We start from the raw sequence: 21,556 nt of genomic DNA on the forward strand, positions 1-21,556 counted from the left end.
CCGCATGCAGTTCCGCCGTCCCAAAACCGTAATTGGCGCCGTTGCCGCGCTCGCGCTCGCCGGTGCTGGCATCATGGCGGCGCGCGGGCAAGGCGGGGCGCCTGCCGCGCCGTCCGGCACGATCGGCAGCTTCGAAGTGAGCGGCGTCAAGGTCGACGTGTCGGGCAAGACCGCCGACATCGCGCGCCAGGGCGGCTGGCGGATCGCACAGCGCAAGGGGTGGGCGATGCTGTCGCAGCAGCTCACCGGCAAGCCCGGCTCGCTTTCCGACTCGGCGCTCGACTCCATCGTCACCGGTATCGTCGTCGAGCGCGAGCAGATCGGGCCCAATCGCTATATCGCCAGCCTCGGCGTCCAGTTCGATCGCGCCAAGGCAGGATCTATCCTGGGCGTGTCGATCGCCGTTACCCATTCGCCGCCGATGCTCCTGGTGCCGCTGCAATATTCGGGCGGCGTCGGCCAGGTGTTCGAGCGCGACACCGCCTGGGCGCGCGCCTGGAACCGGCTGCGCGCCGCCGGCAGCACGATCGATTATGTCCGCCTGCGCGGCACCGGCGCCGACAAGCTTCTCCTCAATACCGGGCAGACGCTGCGGCACGGCCGCAACTGGTGGCGGACCATCCTCGACCAATATGGCGCGGTCGATACGCTGGTGGCGGAAGTGCAGCTGCGCCGCGACTATCCGGGCGGCCCGATCGTCGGCATTTTCTCGGCGACGCACGGGCCGGACAAGGCGCCGATCACCAGCTTTGCGCTGCGAATCGACAATGGCGACGCGATCGACGCGCTGTTCGACACCGCCGTCGCGCGGATCGACAAGGCGTACCAGGCGGCGCTGACCGAAGGCCGGCTGCATACCGATTCCGTCCTGGCCGCGCGGCCGCCGGTCGCCCAGCCGGCCGCGCCGGCCAGCGAAGCGACGCCATTGCCGACGCCGCTCCCGAGCGTCGAGGCCAGCGGCACGGCCGCGACCGCGGCGATTTCCGTCCAGGTCGACACGCCCAACGCCGCCGCCGTCACCGCAGGCGAAAGCGCCGTTCGCGGCGTGCCCGGCGTGCGCAGCGCCACCACCACCAGCCTGGCACTGGGCGGCATCTCCGTCATGCGCGTGTCGTTCGAAGGATCGCAGGCGGCCTTGCGTGCTGCGCTCGAGTCGCGCGGGTGGAGCGTGCAGGAAGGGCCGGGCGTGCTCCGTATCCGACGTGGCGCCGCACCGCAGGCATCGCCGTCGCCCAAAGCCCAATGAGCCAGCTGCGCCTGCCGCTGGGCCTGCCCGAGGCGAGCGAGACGGACTTTCTGGTCAGCGACTCCAACGCCCGCGCCGTCCACCAGCTCGAACATTGGGCCACCTGGCCGGTGATGGCCGCGCTGCTGATCGGCCCGCGCAAGTCCGGCCGCAGCCTGCTCGCCCGCGTGTTCGCGGCGAAGACGGGTGCCGCGATCCTCGACGATGCCGAGCGCGCCGACGAGGCGGACATCTTCCACGCCTGGAACCGCGCCCAGGGCGAGCGCCGCCCGCTGCTGATCGTTGCCGACGCCGCGCCCCCGGTCTGGGAGGTGACGCTGCCGGACTTGCGATCGCGCCTCGCCGCCTCGCCGCTCCTGGAAATCGGTCCGCCCGACGATGCGCTGATCCCGCTGCTGCTGGAGCGCGCCTTCACCCGGCACCTGCTCCACGCGACGCCGGCCGTCATCGCCTGGGTCGCCAAGCGGATCGAACGCAGCCACGTCGCCATCCTGCGCGTTGCCGATGTGCTGGAGATGGAGACCGACGGCCGTTTGTCGATCCCGGTGGTGAAGTCTACACTTCAGGCTGCAAGCCTTTTGACGCATTCCGACGATAGCGAGAGCGAATGACCGAATCCGCCGCCCCTGCGACCATCGCCCCCGCCGATCCCACCGAAGCCCGCTATTTCAACCGCGAGCTCTCCTGGCTGGCGTTCAACCGCCGCGTGATGGAGGAGGCGTGCAACCCCGCGCACCCGCTGCTGGAGCGGCTGCGCTTCCTCTCCATTTCGGGCAGCAATTTCGACGAATTCTTCATGGTGCGCGTGGCGGGCCTGATGGGTCAGCAGCTCCAGAACATCGACACGCGCTCCGCCGACGGGCTCACCCCGGCCCAGCAGCTGGAAGCGATCTCGGCCGAAGCCGCCACGCTCGCCGACGAGCAGCAGGCGGTGTGGGTAGACATCCGCGCCGAACTGGCGCTCGCCAATATCTTCGTGCTCGAAGCCGATGCGATCGAGGGCGAGACCGAGCAATGGCTCGCCAATCATTTCCGCGAGCAGATCTTCCCGATCCTGACGCCGCAGGCACTCGATCCCGCGCACCCGTTCCCGTTCATCCCCAACCAGGGATCGAGCGTGATCTTCAACCTGCTCCGCAAATCGGACCGCGAGCCGATCCAGGAACTGGTGATGCTGCCGACGACGCTCAAGCGCTTCGTCCGCCTGCCTGGCAGCCCGGCGCGCTATGTCGCGATCGAGACGCTGATCAAGCATTTCTGGGAGTTGCTCTTCCACGGCTACGAGATGCTGGGCGCGGCGACCTTCCGGGTGCTGCGCGACAGCGATATCGAGATCGAGGAAGAAGCCGAGGATCTCGTTCTCACCTTCCGCTCGGCGATCAAGCGGCGCCGCCGCGGCCGGGTGATCCGCCTCGAGATGGAGGAGGGCATCGCGCCGGATCTCGAAGCGGTGCTCAAGGAAGAGCTGGGCGGCAGCGACGCGCTGCTCACCGAGACCGGCGGGTTTCTGGGTGTCGGCGACCTGTCGATGCTGGTCGACGAGGACCGGCCGGACCTCAAGTTCACGCCCTTCTCGGCGCGGTTCCCGGAGCGGATCCGCGAATATGGCGGCGATTGCTTCGCGGCGATCCGCGCCAAGGACATCATCGTCCACCACCCGTACGAGACGTTCGACGTCGTGCTCAGCTTCCTCCAGCAGGCGGCCGCCGACCCCGACGTGGTGGCGATCAAGCAGACGCTCTACCGCGCCGGCAAGCAGCCTGCGGTGATCAACGCGCTGATCGCGGCCGCCGAGGCGGGCAAGTCGGTGACCGCAGTGGTCGAGCTCAAGGCCCGGTTCGACGAGGAGCAGAACCTCTACTGGGCGACCGCGCTCGAGCGCGCGGGCGTGCAGGTCGTCTATGGCTTCATCGACTGGAAGACCCACGCCAAGGTGTCGATGGTCGTGCGTCGTGAGGGCGATCGCTACCGCACCTACTGCCATTTCGGCACCGGCAACTACCACCCGATCACCGCGCGGATTTACACCGATCTCAGCTTCTTCACTGCCGACCCGCGGATGGGCCGCGATGCCGCGCAGATCTTCAACTACGTCACCGGCTATGTCGAGCCGCAGCATCTGGAGTTGCTCGGCATTTCCCCGCGCGACCTGCGGAAGCGTCTGACGGCGCTGATCGACGAGGAGATCGAGCATGTCCGCGCCGGCCGTCCGGGAACGATCTGGGCGAAGATGAACTCGCTGGTCGATCCCGCGACCATCGAGAAGCTCTATCAGGCAAGCACTGCCGGCGTGCAGATCGAGCTGATCGTGCGCGGCATCTGCTGCCTGCGCCCGGGCGTAGCAGGCATGAGCGAGAACATCCGGGTGAAGTCGATCGTCGGCCGCTTCCTCGAACACAGCCGGATCTGGGCGTTCGGCAACGGCAAGGCGCTGCCCAACGACGGCGCGAAGGTCTATATCTCCTCGGCCGACTGGATGCAGCGCAACTTCGACCGCCGCGTCGAGTTCATGCTGCCGCTACTCAACAAGACCGTGCACGATCAGGTGCTCGACCAGGTAATGGTCGCCAACCTACTCGACAACGAACAAAGCTGGCTGCTCGCATCCGACGGCCATTATGACCGGATCGTTCCGGGTGACGACGGGGAATTCAACCTGCACCGCTATTTCATGACCAATCCCTCGCTCTCCGGCCGCGGCGCGGCGGTAGAGGCGCGCAAGCCGGTGCCGAAACTGTCGCCGCGCAAGCGGCGCCTTGCCGCCAAGGGTGCCTGACCGGGTGGCCACTGCCCTGTTCCGCACGCCGCGCGCCCAATCCGAAGGCGCCCGGCCGCGCACGGCGATCATCGATATCGGCTCCAATTCGATCCGTCTGGTTGTCTATGAAGGCCCGGCACGGCTTCCCGCGATCCTGTTCAACGAGAAGGTGATGGCGGGACTCGGCAAGGGGCTGGCCGAGACGGGTGCGATCCACGCGGGTGGCCTTGCCAGCGCCCGGGCGGCGCTCGGCCGCTTCGCGCTGCTCGCCCGCGAAATGCAGGTGAGCGAACTGCGCACCGTCGCCACCGCTGCCGTGCGCGATGCGAGCAATGGCGGCGAACTGATGGCGATGGCCGAGGGCTTCGGGTTGGAGGTCGAACTCCTCTCCGGGGTGGAGGAGGCGACCGCTGCTGGCTTCGGCGTGCTCTCCGGCATTCCCGAAGCGGACGGCGTGGTCGGCGATCTCGGCGGCGGCAGCCTGGAGCTGGTCCGTGTCGTCGCGGGTACCGTGACGGACCGGGTCTCGTTCCCGCTCGGCGTCCTCCGCCTCGGCGCGATCCGAGCGCGCGGCAAGGGCGTGCTGGAGCGCGAGGTCACCCGCATGATCGAGGCGGCGGGCTGGAAGGGGCGGGGGAAGGGCCTGCCCTTCTACATGGTCGGCGGATCGTGGCGTTCGCTCGCCAAGCTGGACATGCACCTCAGCAACTATCCGCTACCGATCGTCCATCATTATCCGCTGGCGATCACGCGGGTGGAGGAACTCGGCCGCCGTGTCGAGGGCGCGACCAAGGCCGATCTCAAGACCGTGCCCGACCTGTCGAGCGCGCGCATCCCCTCGCTGGCGGATGCCGCCGCCCTGCTGGTGGCGGTGACCAAGCAGCTTGGCAGCAGCGGCACGATCGTCTCGGCCTATGGCCTGCGCGAGGGGCTGTTGTTCCAGCGGCTGTCCGCGCAGGAGCGTCTGCAGGATCCGCTGATCGTCGCCGCGCGCGAGGAAGGACAGCGCTCGGGCCGCTTCCCCGAACATGGCGACCTGCTCGATGCGTGGCTGGCGCCGTTGTTTCGCGACGGTCCGGAATGGGCGCGGCTCCGCCACGCCGCCTGCCTGCTTGCCGATGTGGGCTGGCGCGCAAATCCCGAGTTCCGCGCCGAGCGCGGCATGGAGATCGGGCTCCACGGCAATTGGGTGGGCATCGACGCCGCCGGTCGTGCGATCGTGGCGCAGGCGCTCTACACCTCGCTGGGCGGCGCGACCGACAGCCCGGCGCCGCTCGAACGGCTGGCGTCTCCCGAGGCGCTAGCGGAAGCCAAACGCTGGGGTCTGGCGATGCGGCTCGGCCAGCGGTTGAGCGGCGGGGTTGCGCGCCCGCTGCGGCGCTCGCGGCTGCGGCTCGACGGCAATGCGCTGGTGCTCAGCCTCGCGGACGGCGACGAGCCGCTCTACGGCGAGGCGGTGGAAAAGCGCCACCGCGCACTGGCGGCGGCGATGGCGAAGGAGCCGGTGCTGGAGACGTGAAACCGGCTACGGATATGTCATCCCGGCGAAGGCACGGATCCATTGGCCTGGACGTACCGGTTCCATCTGAAGCGGCGAGGCGTCTGGATCCCGACGTTCGTCGGGACGACGGTTGAGGGGAGCGGCGCGTTATGCCGCCAGCCACTCCTTCAGCGCCGCCCGGGCGCGATCGGTGTACATGCGCTTGCGATCGGCCTTCTTGGTCCGGCCCTCGATCGGCGGGAACAGGCCGAAATTGACGTTCATCGGCTGATAGGTCTCGATCTCCGCCTCGCCGGTGATGTGCGAGAGAAGCGCCCCAAGCGCGGTCTCGCGCGGCGGCGGCGGCAGCTCAGTGCCGGCAATCTCGGCCGCGGCGAAGCGCCCGGCGAGCATCCCGATGGCGGCGCTCTCCACATAGCCTTCGCAGCCGGTGATCTGGCCGGCGAAGCGGATGTTGGGCGCGCTCTTCAGCCGCAGCGTGCCGTCGAGCAGCTCGGGCGAGCGTAGGAAGGTGTTGCGGTGGAGCCCGCCCAGCCGGGCGAACTCGGCATTCTCCAGCCCCGGAATGGTGCGGAACAGCCGGACCTGCTCGGCATATTTGAGCTTGGTCTGGAAGCCGACCATGTTCCACAGCGTGCCGCTGGCATTGTCCTGCCGCAGCTGCACCACCGCATAGGGCCAGCGCCCGGTGCGCGGATCGTCGAGACCGACGCCCTTCATCGGCCCGTAGCGCAGCGTATCGACGCCGCGCTCCGCCATCACCTCGATCGGCATGCAGCCCTCGAAATAGGGCACGTTCTCCCACTCGCGGAACTCGGTCTTCTCGCCCGCCATCAGGGCGGCGTGGAAGTCGAGATACTGCTCCTTCGACATCGGGCAGTTGATGTAATCCTTGCCCGATCCCTTGTTCCAGCGGCTCTGGAACCAGGCGGTTTCCATGTCGATCGACTCGCGGTGGACGATCGGCGCGATCGCGTCGAAAAAGGCGAGGCTGTCCTTGCCGGTCGCGCGGCCGATGCTTTCGGCCAGCATCGGTGCGGTGAGCGGGCCGGTGGCGATGATGGTGCGGCCCTCGGCGGGCAGCGTGTCGACGCGCTCGCGGACGATGGTGATGTTGGGATGCTGTTCCAGCGCGGCGGTGACGCCGTCGGCAAAGCCGTCGCGATCGACCGCCAGCGCCGAGCCGGCGGGCACCTTGTGGATGTCGCCCTGGGTCAGGATCAGCGAGCCGAGCGCGCGCATCTCCTGGTGGAGCAGCCCGACCGCGTTGCTGTCGGCATCGTCCGAGCGGAAGCTGTTCGAGCAGACGAGCTCGGCGAGGCGGTCGCTCTGGTGCGCGGGCGTCATGTCGCCCGACCCGCGCATTTCGGAAAGGCGGACCTTGTACCCGGCCTGGGCGAGCTGCCACGCCGCTTCCGAACCGGCAAGGCCGCCGCCGATGATATGGATGTCGTAGCCGGGCATGGACGCTCTTCACTTCAAGGAAACAGGGGGAGGGGACATAGACGCCGCGACGCCCGGTGCAACCCCTTGGGCCTTTTCCGCGCGATCGGCGATCACCGCCAGGACGTTGTTCGACACATCGCCCAGGAACAGCTCGCCCCAGGCCCGCGCATACCAGTTGACCGGGGTGCGGACCAGATAGCGCGTGGTGAGCGTCAGTCGCGTGCGTCCGTTCCCCAGCGGCTGCAGCGTGTAGCCGCCCTCGCTGATCCGGTAGGCGGGGCCGTCGGGCAGCAGGTGGCGGTCCTGCAGGCCCCAGCGGGCGAGGTCCTTGCCGGCGAAGCGGAAATGCCACCAGATGCGGGTGCCGGGCTGCCAGTCGGTGATCACCTCCTGGAAATTCAGATGTTGTTGCCAGCGGACGTCCCGGATCGCGCCCACGCCCCGGCCGATCAGCCGGGCGCTCTCCGGCCGCGGCAGGCCGATCAGGCTCTGCGTGATGTTCCACCGGCCCTCGGTCGCGCCGATCCGGCCGACGCCCTGAGCCAGCGGCCAGATCGTCGCGGGATCGGCGCGCACGACGATCGAGCGCGTGACCGCGACCTGCGCAACCGGTACCGGCAGCACGGGCTCCAGCTGCATCGCCAGCACCGGCACGAGCAGCAACGCGCTCGACCGCACCACGCCCGCGCCCTCCTCGGGCGGGGTACCGAAGAACCGATAGGCCAGCGCCCCGCCTGCGGCGCCGGAGAGCAGCCAGATCGGCGCGAGCATGACGATGCAGATCGTCCCCTCGCGCAGGAAGACGATCGAGGCGACGATCACCGCTCCGAGCAGCCCGGCGGGCACCTGCCAGGTATAGAAGCGGCGCGGCCGCTCGCCCATCGGATCGGCGATGGTGGCGATGAACGCCGTCACCATGCCCGGCAGCAGGATGAGGAAGCTGATGCTGATCAGCGTGTCGGGCCGGGCATAGTCGATCAGCAGATAGGCGCCGAGGCAGAAGGCGAGACCTGCGGCGAATGCCGACGCGATCCGGACGATGGGCCTGGTTCGAGGCGCGGTGGCACGTCGCATGCAGAGTCTCCTCTCGTTCGTATATTCGATAAGTTCTGTTGGAACAGAAATAACGATACAATGGGGAGGCGGTCAAGCGGGGCGCTTTCGCGCCGATCGTTCGCTACGACGGGCGACCGACAAGGGCAGACGGAGGCAAACGGATGCGGATCTTCACCATCGGCTACGAAGCGACGACGATGGCCGAATTCCTCGCGGCGCTCACCCAGGCCGGCGTGCAGCGCGTGATCGACGTGCGCGCGCTGCCAAACTCCCGTCGGCCGGGATTCTCGAAGAAAAGCCTTGCCGCCAGCCTCGCCGAAGCGGGGATCGACTATGTGCATCTGAAGCAGCTGGGCACGCCGAAGCGCGGGCGCGATGCGGCGAAGAAGGGCGATGTCGCGACGCTGCGCGACGTCTATGACGTGCAGCTCGAACTACCGGAGGCGCAGGCTCAGGCCGCGCAGATGCGAAGCCTCGCCGCTGAAAAGCCGAGTGCGCTGCTCTGCTATGAGCGCGATCCCTGCCATTGCCATCGAACCTTGTTGCTGGAGGCGGAGGGCGAGGGCGCCGAGGTGGTCGACCTGTTCGCCTGATCCGGAAAAAGGCCGGGGCAGCTCCGTGGAGCTGCCCCGTTTAGTTCGGGGAGAGTCGACGCGAGGGGGAACGAAACGCGTCGACAAGGGGGGATGTGCACGTTCCGTGTTGCAGTGACATGTCGCTTCGTTGCGTTTGCCCGCGAAATTGTCGCTGCCGGTCTCGGCCTTGCGAACAAAAGTGAAATTCGTACGCGCACGCCCGGCATTTACCCGGTCGCAACTCCCTTTGGTGCAAGACGGGCTTCAACGCACTTCACTGGAGCGCATCATGGGCATTGCAGCACGGCTGTATCAGGACGCCCGCTGGGCGGAGCGGCATCCGGTGGAACTGGAAGCGACGCTGCGCGACTCGGCATGGGCGCCCGTCGACGTCACCATCGAGGATCTCTCGCATGGCGGCTTTCGCGTCGTCGCCGGCGCCAAGCTGGCGGTGGGCGACACGATCGCCCTCGGCATCGCCGGGATCGGCACGCGCGAGGCAAAGGTGGTGTGGGGCGCGGCCGGCATCTATGGCTGTGAATTCGCCGCGCCGCTGAGCGACACCGATCTCAAGACGGCGGTTTCCGGTCCGGCCGCCACGCCGATCGTCTTTCCCAAGACCCCGTTGCCGACGCCGCAGCCGCCGGTGGTTGAGGGCTGGGCGGGCGCGCCGGAGGAGAAATTCTCCGTCCGCACGCGCCTCGCGATCATCGTCGGCAGCGCGGTGATCGCCTGGATGTTGGTGTTCGCGCTCGGCTACGGGTTGTGGGCGCTGGCGGGGGCGCTGCTTCGCTGAGCAGCGCGCCCCGGTGCGTCAGGCGGCGGCCTTGCGGCGCTCCGCCATTTCGTCGTTGAGCATCTCGGCGAGCAGGAACGCCAGTTCGAGGCTCTGGCCCGCGTTGAGGCGCGGGTCGCAATGCGTGTGGTAGCGATCGGCGAGGCCCTGCTCGGTGATCGCGATCGCGCCGCCGGTGCACTCCGTCACATTCTGCCCGGTCATCTCGGCATGGATGCCGCCGGCGAAGGTACCCTCGGCACGGTGTACGGCGAAGAAGCCGCGCACCTCGGCGAGGATCCGGTCGAACGGCCGGGTCTTGTAGCCGTTCGCCGCCTTGACGACGTTGCCGTGCATCGGATCGCAGCTCCACACCACCGGATGGCCCTCGCGCTTCACCGCGCGGACCAGCTTGGGCAGACCCGCCTCGATCCTGTCATGGCCATAGCGGGTGATCAGCGTCATCCGCCCCGGCACGCGGCCCGGATTGAGCGTGTCGAGCAGCCGCAGCAGCGCGTCGGGCTCGAGGCTCGGCCCGCACTTCATCCCGATCGGATTGCCGATGCCGCGCAGGAACTCGACATGCGCCGAGCCCTCGAAGCGCGTGCGGTCGCCGATCCACAGGAAATGCGCCGAGGTGTCGTACCAGTCGCCGGTCAGGCTGTCCTGCCGGGTCAGCGCCTGCTCATAGGGGAGCAGCAGCGCTTCGTGGCTGGTGTAGAAATCGGTGCCCTTCAGCTGCGGCACAGTATCGGGGTTGATCCCACACGCCTCCATAAAGTCGAGCGCCTCGCCGATCCGGTCCGCGACATCGGCGAACTTGGCCGACCAGGGGCTCTTGCCCATGAAGTCGAGCGTCCACTTATGGACCTGGTGCAAATTGGCATAGCCGCCATTTGCAAAGGCGCGCAGCAGATTGAGCGTCGCCGCCGACTGGCTGTAGCCCTGCACCATCCGCTGCGGATCGGGGATCCGTGCCTCGGGGGTGAAGGCGATGTCGTTGACGTTGTCGCCGCGGTAGCTGGGCAGCTCGACGCCATCGATCACCTCGGTATCGGCCGAGCGCGGCTTGGCGAACTGACCGGCCATGCGGCCGAGCTTCACCGTCGGCAGCTTGGAGGCGAAGGTGAGGACGACCGCCATCTGCAGGATCACGCGGAAGGTATCGCGGATGTTGTTGGGGTGGAATTCGGCGAAGCTCTCGGCGCAGTCGCCGCCCTGGAGCAGGAAGGCCTCGCCGCGCGCGACCTTGCCCAGTTCGGCGGTGAGCCCGCGCGCCTCGCCCGCGAACACCAGCGGGGGATAGCTGCTCAGCTGCCGGGTGGCCGCGTCGAGCGCGCCCTTGTCCGGATATTGCGGCATCTGGCGCGCTTCGGCGCGCGTCCAGCTATCGGGGGTCCAGCTTGCCATTGCACTCTCCACGTCGCGGACGGCGACGTGCCAGTCCGCATGATCGGCGATTCCCATCGCCGCAATCTGGTTCATCACCTTGGTATTGGCGCGCTTGCCGTCGGTCTCCCAGCCCTGCACGGTGGAGCCTGGCGTATCGAACCAGGCGCCGAAGGCAGCGCGGGTGAGGGTGCGTTCCTCGCGATACTGGCGGATTTTGGAACCGGCTAATGTCGTCATGCATGGTGCCTTACCCGGACGGGGTAATGGCATGCAAGTGTAATTTTACCCGATCAGGGTAATCGATTCGGTGCAGAATTGCGAAGCGGCGCGTGCGGGTGTAGCCGCCGCGCGATGCAAGCATTCGAAGCACAGGCCCGCGACCTTGCCGACCTCGCGGCGCGCGGGCGGGGGCGTAGCCTGATTGCGCGCGAGGGCGCCGACTTCGCCTCCAACGATTATCTGGGCCTCGCCGCCTCGCCGCAGTTGAGCGAGGCGGTCGCGACGGCGCTGGCACGGGGCGTGCCGATCGGCTCGGGCGGATCGCGGCTGCTGCGCGGCAATCACCCGGAGCACGAGGCACTGGAAGCCGAGGCGGCGGCCTTTTTCGGACGCGAGTCGGCGCTCTACTTCTCCAGCGGCTATGCGGCGAATGCGGCGTTGCTCGGTACGCTGCCGCAGCGGGGCGATCTCGTCCTGTTCGACGAACTCGTTCATGCCAGCGCGCATGAGGGTATGCGGCTAGGGCGCGCCGAGGCGCAGCCGGTGGCCCATAACGACGTCGCCGCTTTTGCCGAAGCGATCGCCGCTTGGCGGCGCGGGGGCGGAGCCGGGCGCGTCTGGATCGCGGTCGAGAGCCTGTACAGCATGGACGGCGACGTCGCCCCGCTCGCCGCGCTTTCGGCGCTGGCTGAGGCGGATGGCGCCATCCTGCTCGTCGACGAGGCGCATGCGACCGGCGTCTGCGGCCCGCAGGGGCAGGGGCTGGCCTATGGCCTGCCGCCCGCCAACCTGATCACGCTCCACACCTGCGGCAAGGCACTCGGCTGCGAAGGGGCATTGGTTACCGGACCGGCGATCGTGCGGGATTTCCTCGTCAATCGCGGGCGTGCCTTCATCTTCTCCACCGCGCCGTCGCCGCTGATGGCCGCCGTGGTGCGTGCCGCGCTGCGGATCATCGCGGAGGGCAATGCACTGCGGTCGGCGCTAGCCGATCGGGTCGCGGCGGCGCGGATCGCGCTCGCACCGTTGGGCGTGCCCGCGGGCGAGAGCCAGATCCTGCCGCTGATCCTCGGCGACGACGTTCGCACCATGGCCGTGGCGACCGCGTTGCAGGACAGCGGCTTCGATGTTCGCGGCATCCGGCCGCCGACCGTGCCCGCCGGCACCTCGCGCCTGCGCATCTCGATCACCAACAACGTCGCGCTCGCCGAGATCGCCGCCCTGGCGGACCGGCTGGCTTCCCTTCTTCCCGCAACCGAAACCATCGCAGCATGACCCAGACCTTCATCGTCACCGGTACCGATACCGGCATCGGCAAGACCGTGTTCGCCGCCGCGCTCGCGGGTGCTTTGGGCGCCCGCTACTGGAAGCCGATCCAGAGCGGGCTCGACGACGGCAGCGACAGCGAGCGCACCGCAGCGTTGTCCGGCCTGCCGGCCGACCATATCCTCCCCGAGGCCTATCGCCTGGTCACGCCCTGCTCGCCGCACCTGGCGGCCGAGATCGACGGTGTCACCATCGACCCCGATCGGCTCGCCCTGCCGGCGGTCGACGGCCCGCTCGTCGTCGAAGGCGCGGGCGGCGCGCTGGTGCCGGTGACTCGCGAAATCCTCTATGCCGACATGTTCGCGCGCTGGGGCAAGCCGGTGGTGCTGGTCGCGCGCACGTCGCTCGGCACGATCAACCACAGCCTGCTCTCGATCGAGGCGCTGCGCTCGCGCGGCGTGCCGATCCGCGGCATCGCCTTTGTCGGGGACGCGGTCGAGGACAGCGAGGCGACCATTGCCGCGATCGGGAAGGTCAAGCGGCTCGGGCGTCTGCCGCTGCTGCCCGAGTTGACGCCGGACGCGCTGGCCCAGGCATTCGCCCAAGCGTTCGATCTCTCGGACTTCGCCTGATGTCGTCGGTCTGGCATCCCTTCACCCAGCACGGGCTGGGCGAGCCGATCCCGCTGGTACGCCATGCGAAGGACGCGCTGATCCACACCGCCGACGGCCGCAGCTTCATCGACGCCATCTCCTCCTGGTGGGTGACGACCCATGGCCATTGCAACCCGCGTATCATGGCGGCCATCGCACGCCAGGCGGGCAAGCTCGACCAGATCATCTTCGCCGGCTGGACCCACGAGCCGGCCGAGACGCTGGCCGCAGGCCTCCGCGCAATTCTGCCGGACGCGCTCGAACATGTGTTCTTCAGCGACAGTGGCTCGACGGCGGTCGAAGTCGCGCTGAAGATGGCGCTGGGCTATTGGCACAATCGCGGCGAGGACAGGAGCCGTATCCTCGTGCTCGAGCACAGTTATCATGGCGACACGATCGGCGGCATGTCGGTCGGCGCGCGCGGGGTGTTCAATCGGCCCTATCAGCCGCTGCTGTTCGACGTCGGCACGATACCCTTTCCCGCGGCGGGCGCCGAACAGGCGGCGCTCGATTCGCTGGAGGCGGAATGCCGTGCCGGTGCGGCCGCCTTCATCGTCGAGCCGTTGGTGCTGGGGGCAGGGGGCATGCTCTTCTATACCCCCAGGATCCTGGCCGAAATGGCCGCGATCTGCGCCCGCCATCACGTGCTGTTCATCGCCGACGAGGTGATGACCGGCTGGGGCCGCACGGGCACGCTCACCGCCTGCGAGCAGGCCGGCGTGGTGCCGGACCTATTGTGCCTGTCGAAGGGCATCACCGGCGGTGCGATCCCGCTGGCGGTGACGCTGGCGACGGCGCCGATCTTCGACGCGCACCGGTCCGAGGACCGCGCGCGGATGTTCTTCCACTCCTCCAGTTACACGGCGAACCCGATCGCCTGCGCGGCAGCGGTCGAGAACCTCGCCATCTGGCGCGAGGAGCCGGTGCTCGAACGGATCGCGCAGCTGGGCGCCTGGCAGCAGGCTGCGCTGGACGGGCTGGCCGCCGTGCCCGGTCTCGCCAATTTCCGCCGCATGGGCACCATCGCCGCGCTGGAGATCGAGCAGCCGGAGAACGGCTATCTCTCCGCCATCGCCCCGCGCCTGATGGCGTTCGCACGCGACCACGGCGTGTTGCTCCGCCCGCTGGGCAACACGGTCTATGTGATGCCGCCCTACAGCATCACCCGCGACCAGCTCGACCGGGTATGGGGGCTGGTACCGGCGTTTCTCGGCGGGTGATCAGCGCCGCGGATAGCGATAGGCGAATTCGGCATCGCTCATCAGCAGGTAGCGCACCGCATCGACGAACGCCCAGATGCCGGTGACCAGCAGCCCGACGATGGTGAGGCTGAGCAGCAGCATCACGACGCCCGATCCGGTACGGCCGAGATAGAATCGGTGGATGCCGAGTGAACCGAAGAACAGCGCCAGCACCACCGCGAGGATCTTGTTGCGCGGCTCGCCCACCGGTGCCGCGACCTGCTGGCCGTCGAGCAGGCGGAAGATGCGGCGGGCGCGACGGCCATCGACGTCGAAATCAACCTTGACGCCGACCGCCGGGTGGCGGCTGTCGCTCCAGTCTTCCTGGGTGAAGACATAGCGGCTGCCGTCCTCGCCCGAAATCTGGCCTTCGCCGCTCGTCCGATCAACGCCCAACACCTGCCCGCGCATGCTTTCCCCCGAAAAAACGTCGCTTTTTGTGGGGGAGGTTGGCGCGGGATGGCAAGAGGCGATTTGCGAACCAGCCATATCCTCCCCCGCCAGGGGGAGGTGGCCCGCGCCAGCGGGTCGGAGGGGGAGGACGCCATAACCTCTCGGCCGTCGTGCTTCCTCCCCTCCGTCGCCTGCGGCGCCACCTCCCCCTGGCGGGGGAGGAAACGGGTATGCCTACAGTGCCGGCTTCCAGTCCCAGCCCAGCGGATCGCCGTCCATCACTTCGACGCCCGCCGCCAGCAGGTCGTCGCGGATCCGGTCGGACCGCTGGAAGTCCTTCACCACCCGCGCTTCCTTGCGCTCGACGAGCAGGTCGGAAATCGCCTCCGGCGTGATCGCCGCGCCCTTGGGCTGGACGCGCAATTCCTCGCGCGTCAGGTCGGATAGGCGCAGCCCGAGCACTTTGTCGAACTCGGCGAGCGCCGCAAGCCGGTCGGCCGGCGAGGTGCGTTTGTCCGCCAGCAGCTCGTCGAGCACCGGGAGTGCCTTGGGGGTGTTGAGATCGTCCGACACCGCTGCGTCGAGCTTCTCCAGCCAGGCGGGCGGTGCCGTGCCCTCGCCCTCGGCGCGCGCCTTGAGGGCGGTGACGGTCATCACCAGCCGCTTCAACCGGGTGAGCGCGGCCGCAAGGTTCTCGGCCGAGAATTCCAGTTCGCTGCGATATTGCGCCTGGATGCACAGCAGGCGGTAGGCGAGGGGGTGTACGCCGGCGTCGATCAGCGACTGGAGCGTGGTGAACCCGCCCTTGGACTTGGACATTTTCCCCTGGCGATCGACCAGGAAATTATTGTGCATCCAGAAATGCGCGCCGGTGTCGCCGCAGCCGCAATAGGCCTGGTTCTGCGCGATCTCGTTGGGGTGGTGGATCTCGCGATGGTCGATGCCGCCGGTGTGGATGTCGAACGGCGCACCGAGATACTGGATGCTCATCACCGAGCATTCGAGGTGCCAGCCCGGCGCCCCCTTGCCCCAGGGCGAATCCCATTCCATCTGGCGCTGTTCGCCCGGCGGCGACTTGCGCCAGATCGCGAAATCCTGTGGATGCCGCTTGCCGTCGACCGGATCGATCCGACCTTCCGCCGCGTCGTCGGCAGCGCCGGCGAGGCGGCCATAGTCGGGCACGGTCGACACGTCGAAATACAGGCCCGACTCGAGCTCGTAGCAATGCTCGGGCGCGATCTTTTCGGCGAAGGCGATCATCTGCTGGATGTGATCGGTCGCCACCGACCATTTGCTCGGCTCGGTGATGTTGAGGTCGCGGATGTTCTGCTTGAACGCCGCGGTATAATGCGCGGCGATGTCCCAGATGCTCATCGCCTGGGCACGCGCGGCCGCTTCCATCTTGTCGTCGCCGGCATCGGCGTCCGAGGTCAGGTGGCCGACATCGGTGATGTTGATGATGTGGGTGAGCGGATAGCCCTTCCAGCGCAGCACCCGGCTCAGCGTGTCGGTGAACACATAGGCGCGGAGATTGCCGAGATGGGCATAGTTGTAGACCGTCGGCCCGCACGAATAGACGCGCACGCCCTTGTCGGGGTCGAGCGGCTGGAACGGCTCGAGCGAACGGGACAGCGAATTGTAGAGCGTGAGCGGAGCATTGTGCATGGCGCCGCGCATAGCGAACAAAATGGCCGCGACAAAGTCGCCTTAGTCGGCCAGCGCGGGTGCCTCGGCGATCGCGGCATGGACCATCGCGCTCCAGATGTTCGCGGGGTCGTCTCCGGCGGCGCGGCCGGCCTCGATCATGCGCGCGGTGGGCTCGCGGAGTGTCCGCAGCACGGCCAGTGCCCGATCGGTCTCGCGCGGCCAGATCGTGTCGACGATCTCGCTGACCGGGCGCCCCAGCTCCCCCGCACCTTCGGCATTGGGGCTGAGCATCTCCGCCGCGATCACGCGGGCGATTCGCTCGACAGGCGAGGTAGAGGCGATGCTGGTCACGGCTCAGGCCGCGAGCGGCGGGCGGGCGGCGCGGGCGTGCAGTGCGCTACCGCCGACAGCGCCGTGATGCAGCGGCAGCGCCGTGCCGCAGAACGCGCATTCGGCAGTAAGGCGGCCGACCATCCAGTGCGACTGTCCGCAGCCGGGGCAGACATTGGTCTCGTGCTGGCGATAGGCGAGGCGGTAGCCGGTCAGTGCGCGGCGGATGCCGAAATCAACCATCGGGCAATTTCCTCCATTCCGCCCGATAACGTTTCCTGGGCGTCATGGTTCCGGTCGATGCAGTGTTCGCACGACCCTGAACGTCAGCTAACCAGTGCATTCAGGATGTGAACAGTCGTTTTATGCGAATCAGTTTCCAGACGGCGGCACAAGCGCCCCGCGAGGAGACGAGGACATGAAGAAGTTTCTGATCGGCGCCACCATGGCGGCCACGCTGATGACCGGTTCGATTGCTGCGACCCCGGCGGCCGCGCAGGACTATGGCTATCGCGACGGATACAGCCGCTATTATCAGGACGATCGCGGCAACTACCGCGACTATCGGGAATACCGTGAGGTCCGCGACTATCGGGACTATCGCGACGATCGTCCGCGCTATGACTATCGCGAGCGCAACTATCGGCGCCGCTGCAGCGACGGTACCGCCGGCACCATCCTGGGTGCGATCGCCGGTGGCCTGCTGGGTGGCGAGATCGGCCGCGGCAGCTCCTATCGCCGCAGCGGCACCGGCATGATCATCGGTGCGGGCGCGGGTGCGCTGGCCGGGCGCGCCGTCGATGGCGGGGATTGCCGGAACGGCCGCTAAGCATTGCCGATAGCTGACAAAAGGCGTCCGCTGCACGGGGCAGCGGGCGCCTTTTTGCGTGCAGTTCAGCGACGCCGCTCCGCCGCGTATCGGCCAGTGCCCATGGCAAGTTTCCGCGCGCCTGAAGATTAATCAGGTCGACCTACCAACCGATAGCCAAATTTGGCTCAACATCGTTAATGTTGCGTTCGATATGTGCGTTAACCAATACAATAAATGCTGTGGCGCTCACTTTCTATATTGTGAAGCCGTGTATCTGTAGTTCCACAATGATACGTTTGTTAAGAGAAACGCTTTTGACGTCGCCGGATTTTGTCGCGATACGCATCGCATCAAGCGGAGGGCTTGAGAAACAGAGGGTTCCAAAGTGAAGAGCAACATTCTCGCGTTCGGCGCACTTGCTGCGGCTGGTTTCCTTGCGATGAGCGCGCCTGCCGATGCGGCGACCGTCACGTTCAACAACCAGTCGACGTCGTACTTCGTCCCGTCGGTGACGGATGCGGGATATGTCTTCACCTCGACCGCGGACGGTTTCGGCGTGAACAACAATCACCTCTGGCCGACCAACGGCACCATGCACTTGATGTCGTGGACCAATGGCGGGTCCACGTCGGGGTTCACGATGCAGGCGCTGAATGGCGCTGCGTTTTCGCTGGGCACCTTCGATCTCGGTGGGGGATACGCTAACGGGTCCTACGCAGTATCCAAGGTCGTCGTGACGGGTTTGAACGGCACCTCGTCATTCACGCGCGAATTCAAGAGCGGCGTGGATTTTGCGAATGCGGCGTTTTCGACGCTCGACCTGGGCGGCCTGACGGCCACGCAATTCACCTTCACGGCCTATGGCGCCTCCAATCGGGCCAGCTTCGACAATTTCACGATCAGCGCGCCTGGCGCTGGTGGCGTTCCCGAGCCGGCGAGCTGGGCGATGATGATCGGCGGCGTTGCGCTGGCCGGTGGCGCGCTGCGGCGGCACCGCGTGCGCGGAAAGACGGCCTACGCCTGACAGGATCTGCGCAGGGCGCTCCATGGAAGCCGCTGGCCGGGAGGTCGGCGGCTTTTGTGCATGGCGAACCGCGCAGGATGGCGATTCGGCCGCTCCCGTCGGTCTGGTCGGCGCAAGGCGCGGACATTTTCTGTCGGATGTCTGAGAGCGACTGCCTGTACGACGTCGCGCGGTGTTGGAGGCCCGAGCCGGAATCGAACCGGCATATACGGATTTGCAGTCCGCTGCGTCACCATTCCGCCATCGGGCCATCCGGAGGTGAGGCGCGGCAAATGCCCTCGGGGTGGGGGCAATGTCAACAGCGTTTCAAAATAACGCCGCGCTCGCTTGGCGAGTCCCCATCTCCACGATAGAAGCCTCGAGACAGCAACAAGTGTATTGCGCAACTAACACGGTTGTGCGACAAGCGGAGTGATGATGGCCCTAATGGTCGACCCTGCGCCCCTCGAAGCGCCCCGTTTCGAAGCGATGCGCCACGCCATGGTGGCGAGCCAGCTGCGTACCAACGCGGTGAACGATCCCCGTGTGGTCACGGCGATGTCGAACGTGCCGCGCGAAGTGTTCCTCCCCACGGATCAGCGCGCGCTCGCCTATCGCGACACGCTGCTGCCGCTGGGCAATGGCCGCCACCATAATTCGCCGTTGGCCACCGGCCGGCTGCTGACGGAGGCGGAACTGCAGCCGAGCGACCTTGTGCTGCTGATCGGCGCGGCCGGCGGCTATGCCGCAGCGCTGCTTTCGGGCCTGGTCGCCTCCGTCGTCGCGCTGGAGGAAGAGGCCGCGTTGCTCGCGATCGCGCGTGGCGGGCTTGCCGGCACCAGCAACGTCGAGCTCGTCCAGGGGCCGCTGCAGGCGGGCTGGGCGGCGCGCGGCCCGTATGATCTGGTCGTGATCGACGGCGCCGTCGAAGAACTGCCGCAGGGCATCGTCGACCAGGTCAAGGTCGGCGGGCGTCTGGTGACCGGCGTGATCGACCGCGGCGTCACCCGGCTTGCGCTGGGCCGTCGTACCGAGGGGGGCTTTGGTCTCGTCGACTTCCTCGACGTCGAGGTCGCGACGCTCCCGGGCTTCGACAAACCGAGAAAATTTACCTTTTAACCTTAAAAGCGGGGCTCATGCGACTGAACATTTTGCTCATTGGTGTGAGCCTCGTTTCCCTCGAGGCGCCGGCGCTTGCCCAGACCGCCCCGAGCGGCCGGCAAGACGTGCCTGCGCCCGGCGCCAAGACCGCCGCGCCCACCACGACGCTGCAGGATGCACTGGCGCAGGCCTATGCGACCAATCCCGACCTGCAGGGGGAGCGCGCCAATCAGCGCGCGAACGACGAGAATGTTCCGATCGCCCGCTCGCAGGGCTTGCCGGGCCTCAATGCCACCGGCAGTGCCAATGACAGTCTGTACAACACGGACTCGACCGCGCTGACGCCGTCGCGCCAGGCGCAGATCGGGCTCAACCTGTCGCAGCCGATCTACAGCGGCGGCCGCATCCGCAATTCGGTGCGCGCCGCCGAAGTGCGGGTGACCGCCGGCCGCGCCAATCTGCGCGGTACCGAAGCGGACATCTTCACCCAGACGGTGACCGCGTACCTCAATGTCATCCGCGACGAATCGATCGTGCGGCTCAACCAGGAAAACGTCCACGTCCTCGAGGTGAACCTCCAGGCGACGCGGGACCGCTTCCAGGTCGGCGACCTGACCCGTACCGACGTCGCCCAGTCCGAGGCGCGCCTCGCCCTCGCGCAGTCGCAGCTGCGCAGCGCCGAGGCGCAGCTGATCGGCAGCCGCGAGACGTATATCCGCGTGGTTGGTACGGCCCCGGGCGTGCTCGCGCCGCCGCCGCCGCTGCCGAACCTGCCGGAGGACGTACAGACCGCCGAGCAGGTCGCGCTGGCCAACAATCCCTTCCTCGAAGCGGCCCAGCTGGCCCGCGATGCCACCCGGTACGACACGCGGGTCGCCCAGGCCGGGCGACTGCCGCAGGTGAGCCTCGGCGTCAGCGGTACCTACTATAATTATCTCGGCTCGGTGGGGGCGATCGGCGAGCGCGCCGGGCTCAACCCCAATGGCAAGAGCGCGACGGTCGGCGTGCAGGTGACGATGCCGCTGTTCCAGGCGGGACGCCCGGCCGCGCAGGTGCGCCAGGCGCAGGCGCGCGAAGGGGCGGCGATCGAGCAGGTGACGCTGACCGAACGCGGCGTGATCGCGCAGGCGCGCTCGGCCTATGCCAGCTACCAGGCGGCGCTGCGCGTGATCGAATCGACCCGCACTGCGGTACAGGCCAACCAGCTCAGCCTCGAGGGCGTTCGGGCCGAGAACAGCGTCGGCACCCGCACCATCCTCGATATCCTGAATGCCGAGCAGGAACTGCTCAACTCGCAGGTCCAGTATGTCACTGCCGAGCGGGACGCCTATGTTGCCGGCTTCACGCTGCTTTCCGCCATGGGACGGGCGCAGGCCAAGGACCTGAACTTCGACAGCCGGCTGCTGTACGATCCGAACGTCAACTATGTCCGCGTGCGCAACCGCATCAGCGACTGGGGCGACGACAAGACGCCGAAGCCGGTTGCGACCAGCACCCGTGCTACGCCGCCGCAGGGACCGGAAGTGATCGGCCAGCCGCTCGATCCCGTCCTCCAGCGTCCGGTTGACAGTGACCGGCCGAATCCCTGATTGAGGGCTTTCGTACTCGAACGCCAGGATGGACGCGATGGGGACTGCCAGCAGCGAGCCGTCGATGGAGGAAATCCTCGCATCGATCAAACGGATCATCGCCGATGACGAACCCGGCGCGTTCGCGCGCAGCCGGTCGCTGCGTGCGGTCCCCGAACCCGAGTCGGAGCTCGCGGCGGACGACGTGGCGCGTGACGACGTGCTGGAGTTGAGCGAGCCGATCGTGCCGCCGGTCGAGACGCCGCCGCTCGATGCGTCACCGGCCCCGATCGCTGCGCCCGTCGATCCGATTCTTTCGCACCGTGTCGCCGAGGCGAGCCGCGAAAAGCTCGAAGCCTTGTCGCGGCTGGTGGTGAAGCCGCCGGTGCCGGGGGCAGATACGCTGGAGGGGCTGGTGCGCGAAATGCTCAAGCCGATGCTCCGCGACTGGCTCGATGCGAACCTGCCGCAACTTGTCGAGCAGATCGTCGCGCGCGAGATCGCGCGGATTACCGGCAGCCGCTGAACCGCAAACGCCCGATTGTATCGGGCGAACCCTTGTGGCTATCGTGGGG

At 67.6% G+C, this 21,556-nt stretch carries 21 protein-coding genes and 1 tRNA gene; 14 read left to right on the top strand and 8 right to left on the bottom strand.

Features of this window, described 5'->3' with window-relative positions; genetic code table 11:
• Positions 1-4: 4 nt before the first annotated feature.
• The 4 genes from QZ814_RS03070 to QZ814_RS03085 are packed head-to-tail and all read left to right on the top strand — an operon-like array spanning position 5 to position 5,523.
• The gene (locus QZ814_RS03070) at positions 5-1,246 is read left to right on the top strand and encodes a heavy-metal-associated domain-containing protein (RefSeq protein WP_294329626.1); all 1,242 of its coding nucleotides are present in this window, start codon (positions 5-7) and stop codon (positions 1,244-1,246) included.
• Positions 1,243-1,857: a chromosomal replication initiator DnaA gene (locus QZ814_RS03075; RefSeq protein ID WP_294329627.1), complete on the top strand. Its 615-nt coding sequence runs from the start codon at positions 1,243-1,245 to the stop codon at positions 1,855-1,857. The genes QZ814_RS03070 and QZ814_RS03075 overlap by 4 nt, the downstream gene beginning before the upstream one ends.
• Entirely contained in the window at positions 1,854-4,022 is a 2,169-nt protein-coding gene (locus QZ814_RS03080; protein ID WP_294329628.1) for an RNA degradosome polyphosphate kinase, read from the top strand. Before QZ814_RS03075 ends, QZ814_RS03080 begins: the two co-directional genes overlap by 4 nt.
• 4 nt (positions 4,023-4,026) lie before the next feature.
• Positions 4,027-5,523: a Ppx/GppA family phosphatase gene (locus QZ814_RS03085; protein WP_294329693.1), complete on the top strand. Its 1,497-nt coding sequence runs from the start codon at positions 4,027-4,029 to the stop codon at positions 5,521-5,523.
• 129 nt (positions 5,524-5,652) lie between these two features.
• Here the strand turns inward: QZ814_RS03085 and trmFO are convergent, their stop codons facing one another.
• Positions 5,653-6,969 (bottom strand): methylenetetrahydrofolate--tRNA-(uracil(54)-C(5))-methyltransferase (FADH(2)-oxidizing) TrmFO, encoded by a 1,317-nt coding sequence (trmFO, locus tag QZ814_RS03090; RefSeq protein ID WP_294329629.1) that lies wholly within the window; start codon positions 6,967-6,969, stop codon positions 5,653-5,655.
• Positions 6,970-6,978: 9 nt separating this feature from the next.
• Entirely contained in the window at positions 6,979-8,025 is a 1,047-nt protein-coding gene (locus QZ814_RS03095) for an SRPBCC family protein (protein ID WP_294329630.1), read from the bottom strand.
• A 143-nt stretch (positions 8,026-8,168) separates the two neighbouring features.
• Here QZ814_RS03095 and QZ814_RS03100 point away from each other — a divergent pair, with 143 nt between their 5' ends.
• Positions 8,169-8,600: a DUF488 domain-containing protein gene (locus QZ814_RS03100; protein WP_294329631.1), complete on the top strand. Its 432-nt coding sequence runs from the start codon at positions 8,169-8,171 to the stop codon at positions 8,598-8,600.
• A 271-nt stretch (positions 8,601-8,871) separates the two neighbouring features.
• A complete protein-coding gene (locus tag QZ814_RS03105; protein ID WP_294329632.1) occupies positions 8,872-9,378 on the top strand; it encodes a PilZ domain-containing protein in 507 nt (168 codons plus the stop codon).
• Positions 9,379-9,396: 18 nt separating this feature from the next.
• On the opposite strand, the gene QZ814_RS03110 is transcribed toward QZ814_RS03105, so the two are convergent.
• The gene (locus QZ814_RS03110; protein ID WP_294329694.1) at positions 9,397-10,767 is read right to left on the bottom strand and encodes a class II 3-deoxy-7-phosphoheptulonate synthase; all 1,371 of its coding nucleotides are present in this window, start codon (positions 10,765-10,767) and stop codon (positions 9,397-9,399) included.
• Positions 10,768-11,100: 333 nt separating this feature from the next.
• Between QZ814_RS03110 and QZ814_RS03115 the strand changes: the two genes are divergently transcribed.
• Genes QZ814_RS03115 through QZ814_RS03125 form a run of 3 tightly spaced genes read left to right on the top strand, consistent with a single transcriptional unit; the run spans position 11,101 to position 14,107 of the window.
• A complete protein-coding gene (locus QZ814_RS03115) occupies positions 11,101-12,243 on the top strand; it encodes an 8-amino-7-oxononanoate synthase (protein WP_294329633.1) in 1,143 nt (380 codons plus the stop codon).
• Positions 12,240-12,866: a dethiobiotin synthase gene (bioD, locus tag QZ814_RS03120; protein ID WP_294329634.1), complete on the top strand. Its 627-nt coding sequence runs from the start codon at positions 12,240-12,242 to the stop codon at positions 12,864-12,866. The genes QZ814_RS03115 and bioD overlap by 4 nt, the downstream gene beginning before the upstream one ends.
• Positions 12,866-14,107 carry an adenosylmethionine--8-amino-7-oxononanoate transaminase gene (locus tag QZ814_RS03125; RefSeq protein WP_294329635.1) on the top strand — a complete coding sequence of 414 codons (1,242 nt, stop codon included), beginning with the start codon at positions 12,866-12,868 and terminating at the stop codon, positions 14,105-14,107. The genes bioD and QZ814_RS03125 overlap by 1 nt, the downstream gene beginning before the upstream one ends.
• Here the strand turns inward: QZ814_RS03125 and QZ814_RS03130 are convergent, their stop codons facing one another.
• From QZ814_RS03130 to QZ814_RS03145, 4 genes are all read right to left on the bottom strand, one after another.
• Positions 14,108-14,539, bottom strand: a complete 432-nt coding sequence (locus tag QZ814_RS03130; protein ID WP_294329636.1) for a TM2 domain-containing protein — start codon at positions 14,537-14,539, stop codon at positions 14,108-14,110. It lies immediately after the preceding gene.
• A gap of 216 nt (positions 14,540-14,755) precedes the next feature.
• A complete protein-coding gene (gene cysS / locus QZ814_RS03135; protein ID WP_294329637.1) occupies positions 14,756-16,186 on the bottom strand; it encodes a cysteine--tRNA ligase in 1,431 nt (476 codons plus the stop codon).
• Between the two features lie 42 nt (positions 16,187-16,228).
• Positions 16,229-16,519, bottom strand: a complete 291-nt coding sequence (locus QZ814_RS03140; RefSeq protein WP_294329638.1) for a hypothetical protein — start codon at positions 16,517-16,519, stop codon at positions 16,229-16,231.
• 3 nt (positions 16,520-16,522) lie between these two features.
• Positions 16,523-16,741 (bottom strand): hypothetical protein, encoded by a 219-nt coding sequence (locus QZ814_RS03145; protein WP_294329639.1) that lies wholly within the window; start codon positions 16,739-16,741, stop codon positions 16,523-16,525.
• 175 nt (positions 16,742-16,916) lie between these two features.
• On the opposite strand from QZ814_RS03145, the gene QZ814_RS03150 reads away from it, so the two are divergent.
• Both QZ814_RS03150 and QZ814_RS03155 read left to right on the top strand, forming a co-directional pair.
• On the top strand, positions 16,917-17,327 hold the full coding sequence (locus QZ814_RS03150; RefSeq protein WP_294329640.1) for a glycine zipper 2TM domain-containing protein: 411 nt from the start codon (positions 16,917-16,919) through the stop codon (positions 17,325-17,327).
• Between the two features lie 367 nt (positions 17,328-17,694).
• Positions 17,695-18,333, top strand: coding sequence for a PEPxxWA-CTERM sorting domain-containing protein (locus QZ814_RS03155; RefSeq protein ID WP_294329641.1), 639 nt, complete (start codon positions 17,695-17,697; stop codon positions 18,331-18,333).
• Positions 18,334-18,509: 176 nt separating this feature from the next.
• Here the strand turns inward: QZ814_RS03155 and QZ814_RS03160 are convergent.
• Positions 18,510-18,583 (bottom strand) — tRNA-Cys (locus tag QZ814_RS03160).
• A 164-nt stretch (positions 18,584-18,747) separates the two neighbouring features.
• On the opposite strand from QZ814_RS03160, the gene QZ814_RS03165 reads away from it, so the two are divergent.
• The 3 genes from QZ814_RS03165 to QZ814_RS03175 are packed head-to-tail and all read left to right on the top strand — an operon-like array spanning position 18,748 to position 21,507.
• On the top strand, positions 18,748-19,431 hold the full coding sequence (locus tag QZ814_RS03165; RefSeq protein ID WP_294329642.1) for a protein-L-isoaspartate O-methyltransferase: 684 nt from the start codon (positions 18,748-18,750) through the stop codon (positions 19,429-19,431).
• Positions 19,432-19,448: 17 nt separating this feature from the next.
• Positions 19,449-21,002, top strand: coding sequence for a TolC family outer membrane protein (locus QZ814_RS03170; RefSeq protein ID WP_294329643.1), 1,554 nt, complete (start codon positions 19,449-19,451; stop codon positions 21,000-21,002).
• 37 nt (positions 21,003-21,039) lie between these two features.
• Entirely contained in the window at positions 21,040-21,507 is a 468-nt protein-coding gene (locus QZ814_RS03175; protein ID WP_294329644.1) for a DUF2497 domain-containing protein, read from the top strand.
• Positions 21,508-21,556: the final 49 nt, after the last annotated feature.

Source organism: uncultured Sphingomonas sp. (assembly GCF_913777625.1).
Lineage (GTDB): Bacteria > Pseudomonadota > Alphaproteobacteria > Sphingomonadales > Sphingomonadaceae > Sphingomonas.

Bases quoted from the DNA above. Each gene is read 5' to 3' on its own strand.
- QZ814_RS03070 (WP_294329626.1), top strand. From the start codon at position 5: ATGCAGTTCCGCCGTCCCAAAACCGTAATTGGCGCCGTTGCCGCGCTC.
- QZ814_RS03075 (WP_294329627.1), top strand. From the start codon at position 1,243: ATGAGCCAGCTGCGCCTGCCGCTGGGCCTGCCCGAGGCGAGCGAGACG.
- QZ814_RS03080 (WP_294329628.1), top strand. From the start codon at position 1,854: ATGACCGAATCCGCCGCCCCTGCGACCATCGCCCCCGCCGATCCCACC.
- trmFO (WP_294329629.1), bottom strand. From the start codon at position 6,969: ATGCCCGGCTACGACATCCATATCATCGGCGGCGGCCTTGCCGGTTCG.
- QZ814_RS03095 (WP_294329630.1), bottom strand. From the start codon at position 8,025: ATGCGACGTGCCACCGCGCCTCGAACCAGGCCCATCGTCCGGATCGCG.
- QZ814_RS03100 (WP_294329631.1), top strand. From the start codon at position 8,169: ATGCGGATCTTCACCATCGGCTACGAAGCGACGACGATGGCCGAATTC.
- QZ814_RS03105 (WP_294329632.1), top strand. From the start codon at position 8,872: ATGGGCATTGCAGCACGGCTGTATCAGGACGCCCGCTGGGCGGAGCGG.
- QZ814_RS03110 (WP_294329694.1), bottom strand. From the start codon at position 10,767: ATGGCAAGCTGGACCCCCGATAGCTGGACGCGCGCCGAAGCGCGCCAG.
- QZ814_RS03115 (WP_294329633.1), top strand. From the start codon at position 11,101: ATGCAAGCATTCGAAGCACAGGCCCGCGACCTTGCCGACCTCGCGGCG.
- bioD (WP_294329634.1), top strand. From the start codon at position 12,240: ATGACCCAGACCTTCATCGTCACCGGTACCGATACCGGCATCGGCAAG.
- QZ814_RS03125 (WP_294329635.1), top strand. From the start codon at position 12,866: ATGTCGTCGGTCTGGCATCCCTTCACCCAGCACGGGCTGGGCGAGCCG.
- QZ814_RS03130 (WP_294329636.1), bottom strand. From the start codon at position 14,539: ATGCGCGGGCAGGTGTTGGGCGTTGATCGGACGAGCGGCGAAGGCCAG.
- cysS (WP_294329637.1), bottom strand. From the start codon at position 16,186: ATGCACAATGCTCCGCTCACGCTCTACAATTCGCTGTCCCGTTCGCTC.
- QZ814_RS03145 (WP_294329639.1), bottom strand. From the start codon at position 16,741: ATGGTTGATTTCGGCATCCGCCGCGCACTGACCGGCTACCGCCTCGCC.
- QZ814_RS03150 (WP_294329640.1), top strand. From the start codon at position 16,917: ATGAAGAAGTTTCTGATCGGCGCCACCATGGCGGCCACGCTGATGACC.
- QZ814_RS03165 (WP_294329642.1), top strand. From the start codon at position 18,748: ATGATGGCCCTAATGGTCGACCCTGCGCCCCTCGAAGCGCCCCGTTTC.
- QZ814_RS03170 (WP_294329643.1), top strand. From the start codon at position 19,449: ATGCGACTGAACATTTTGCTCATTGGTGTGAGCCTCGTTTCCCTCGAG.
- QZ814_RS03175 (WP_294329644.1), top strand. From the start codon at position 21,040: ATGGGGACTGCCAGCAGCGAGCCGTCGATGGAGGAAATCCTCGCATCG.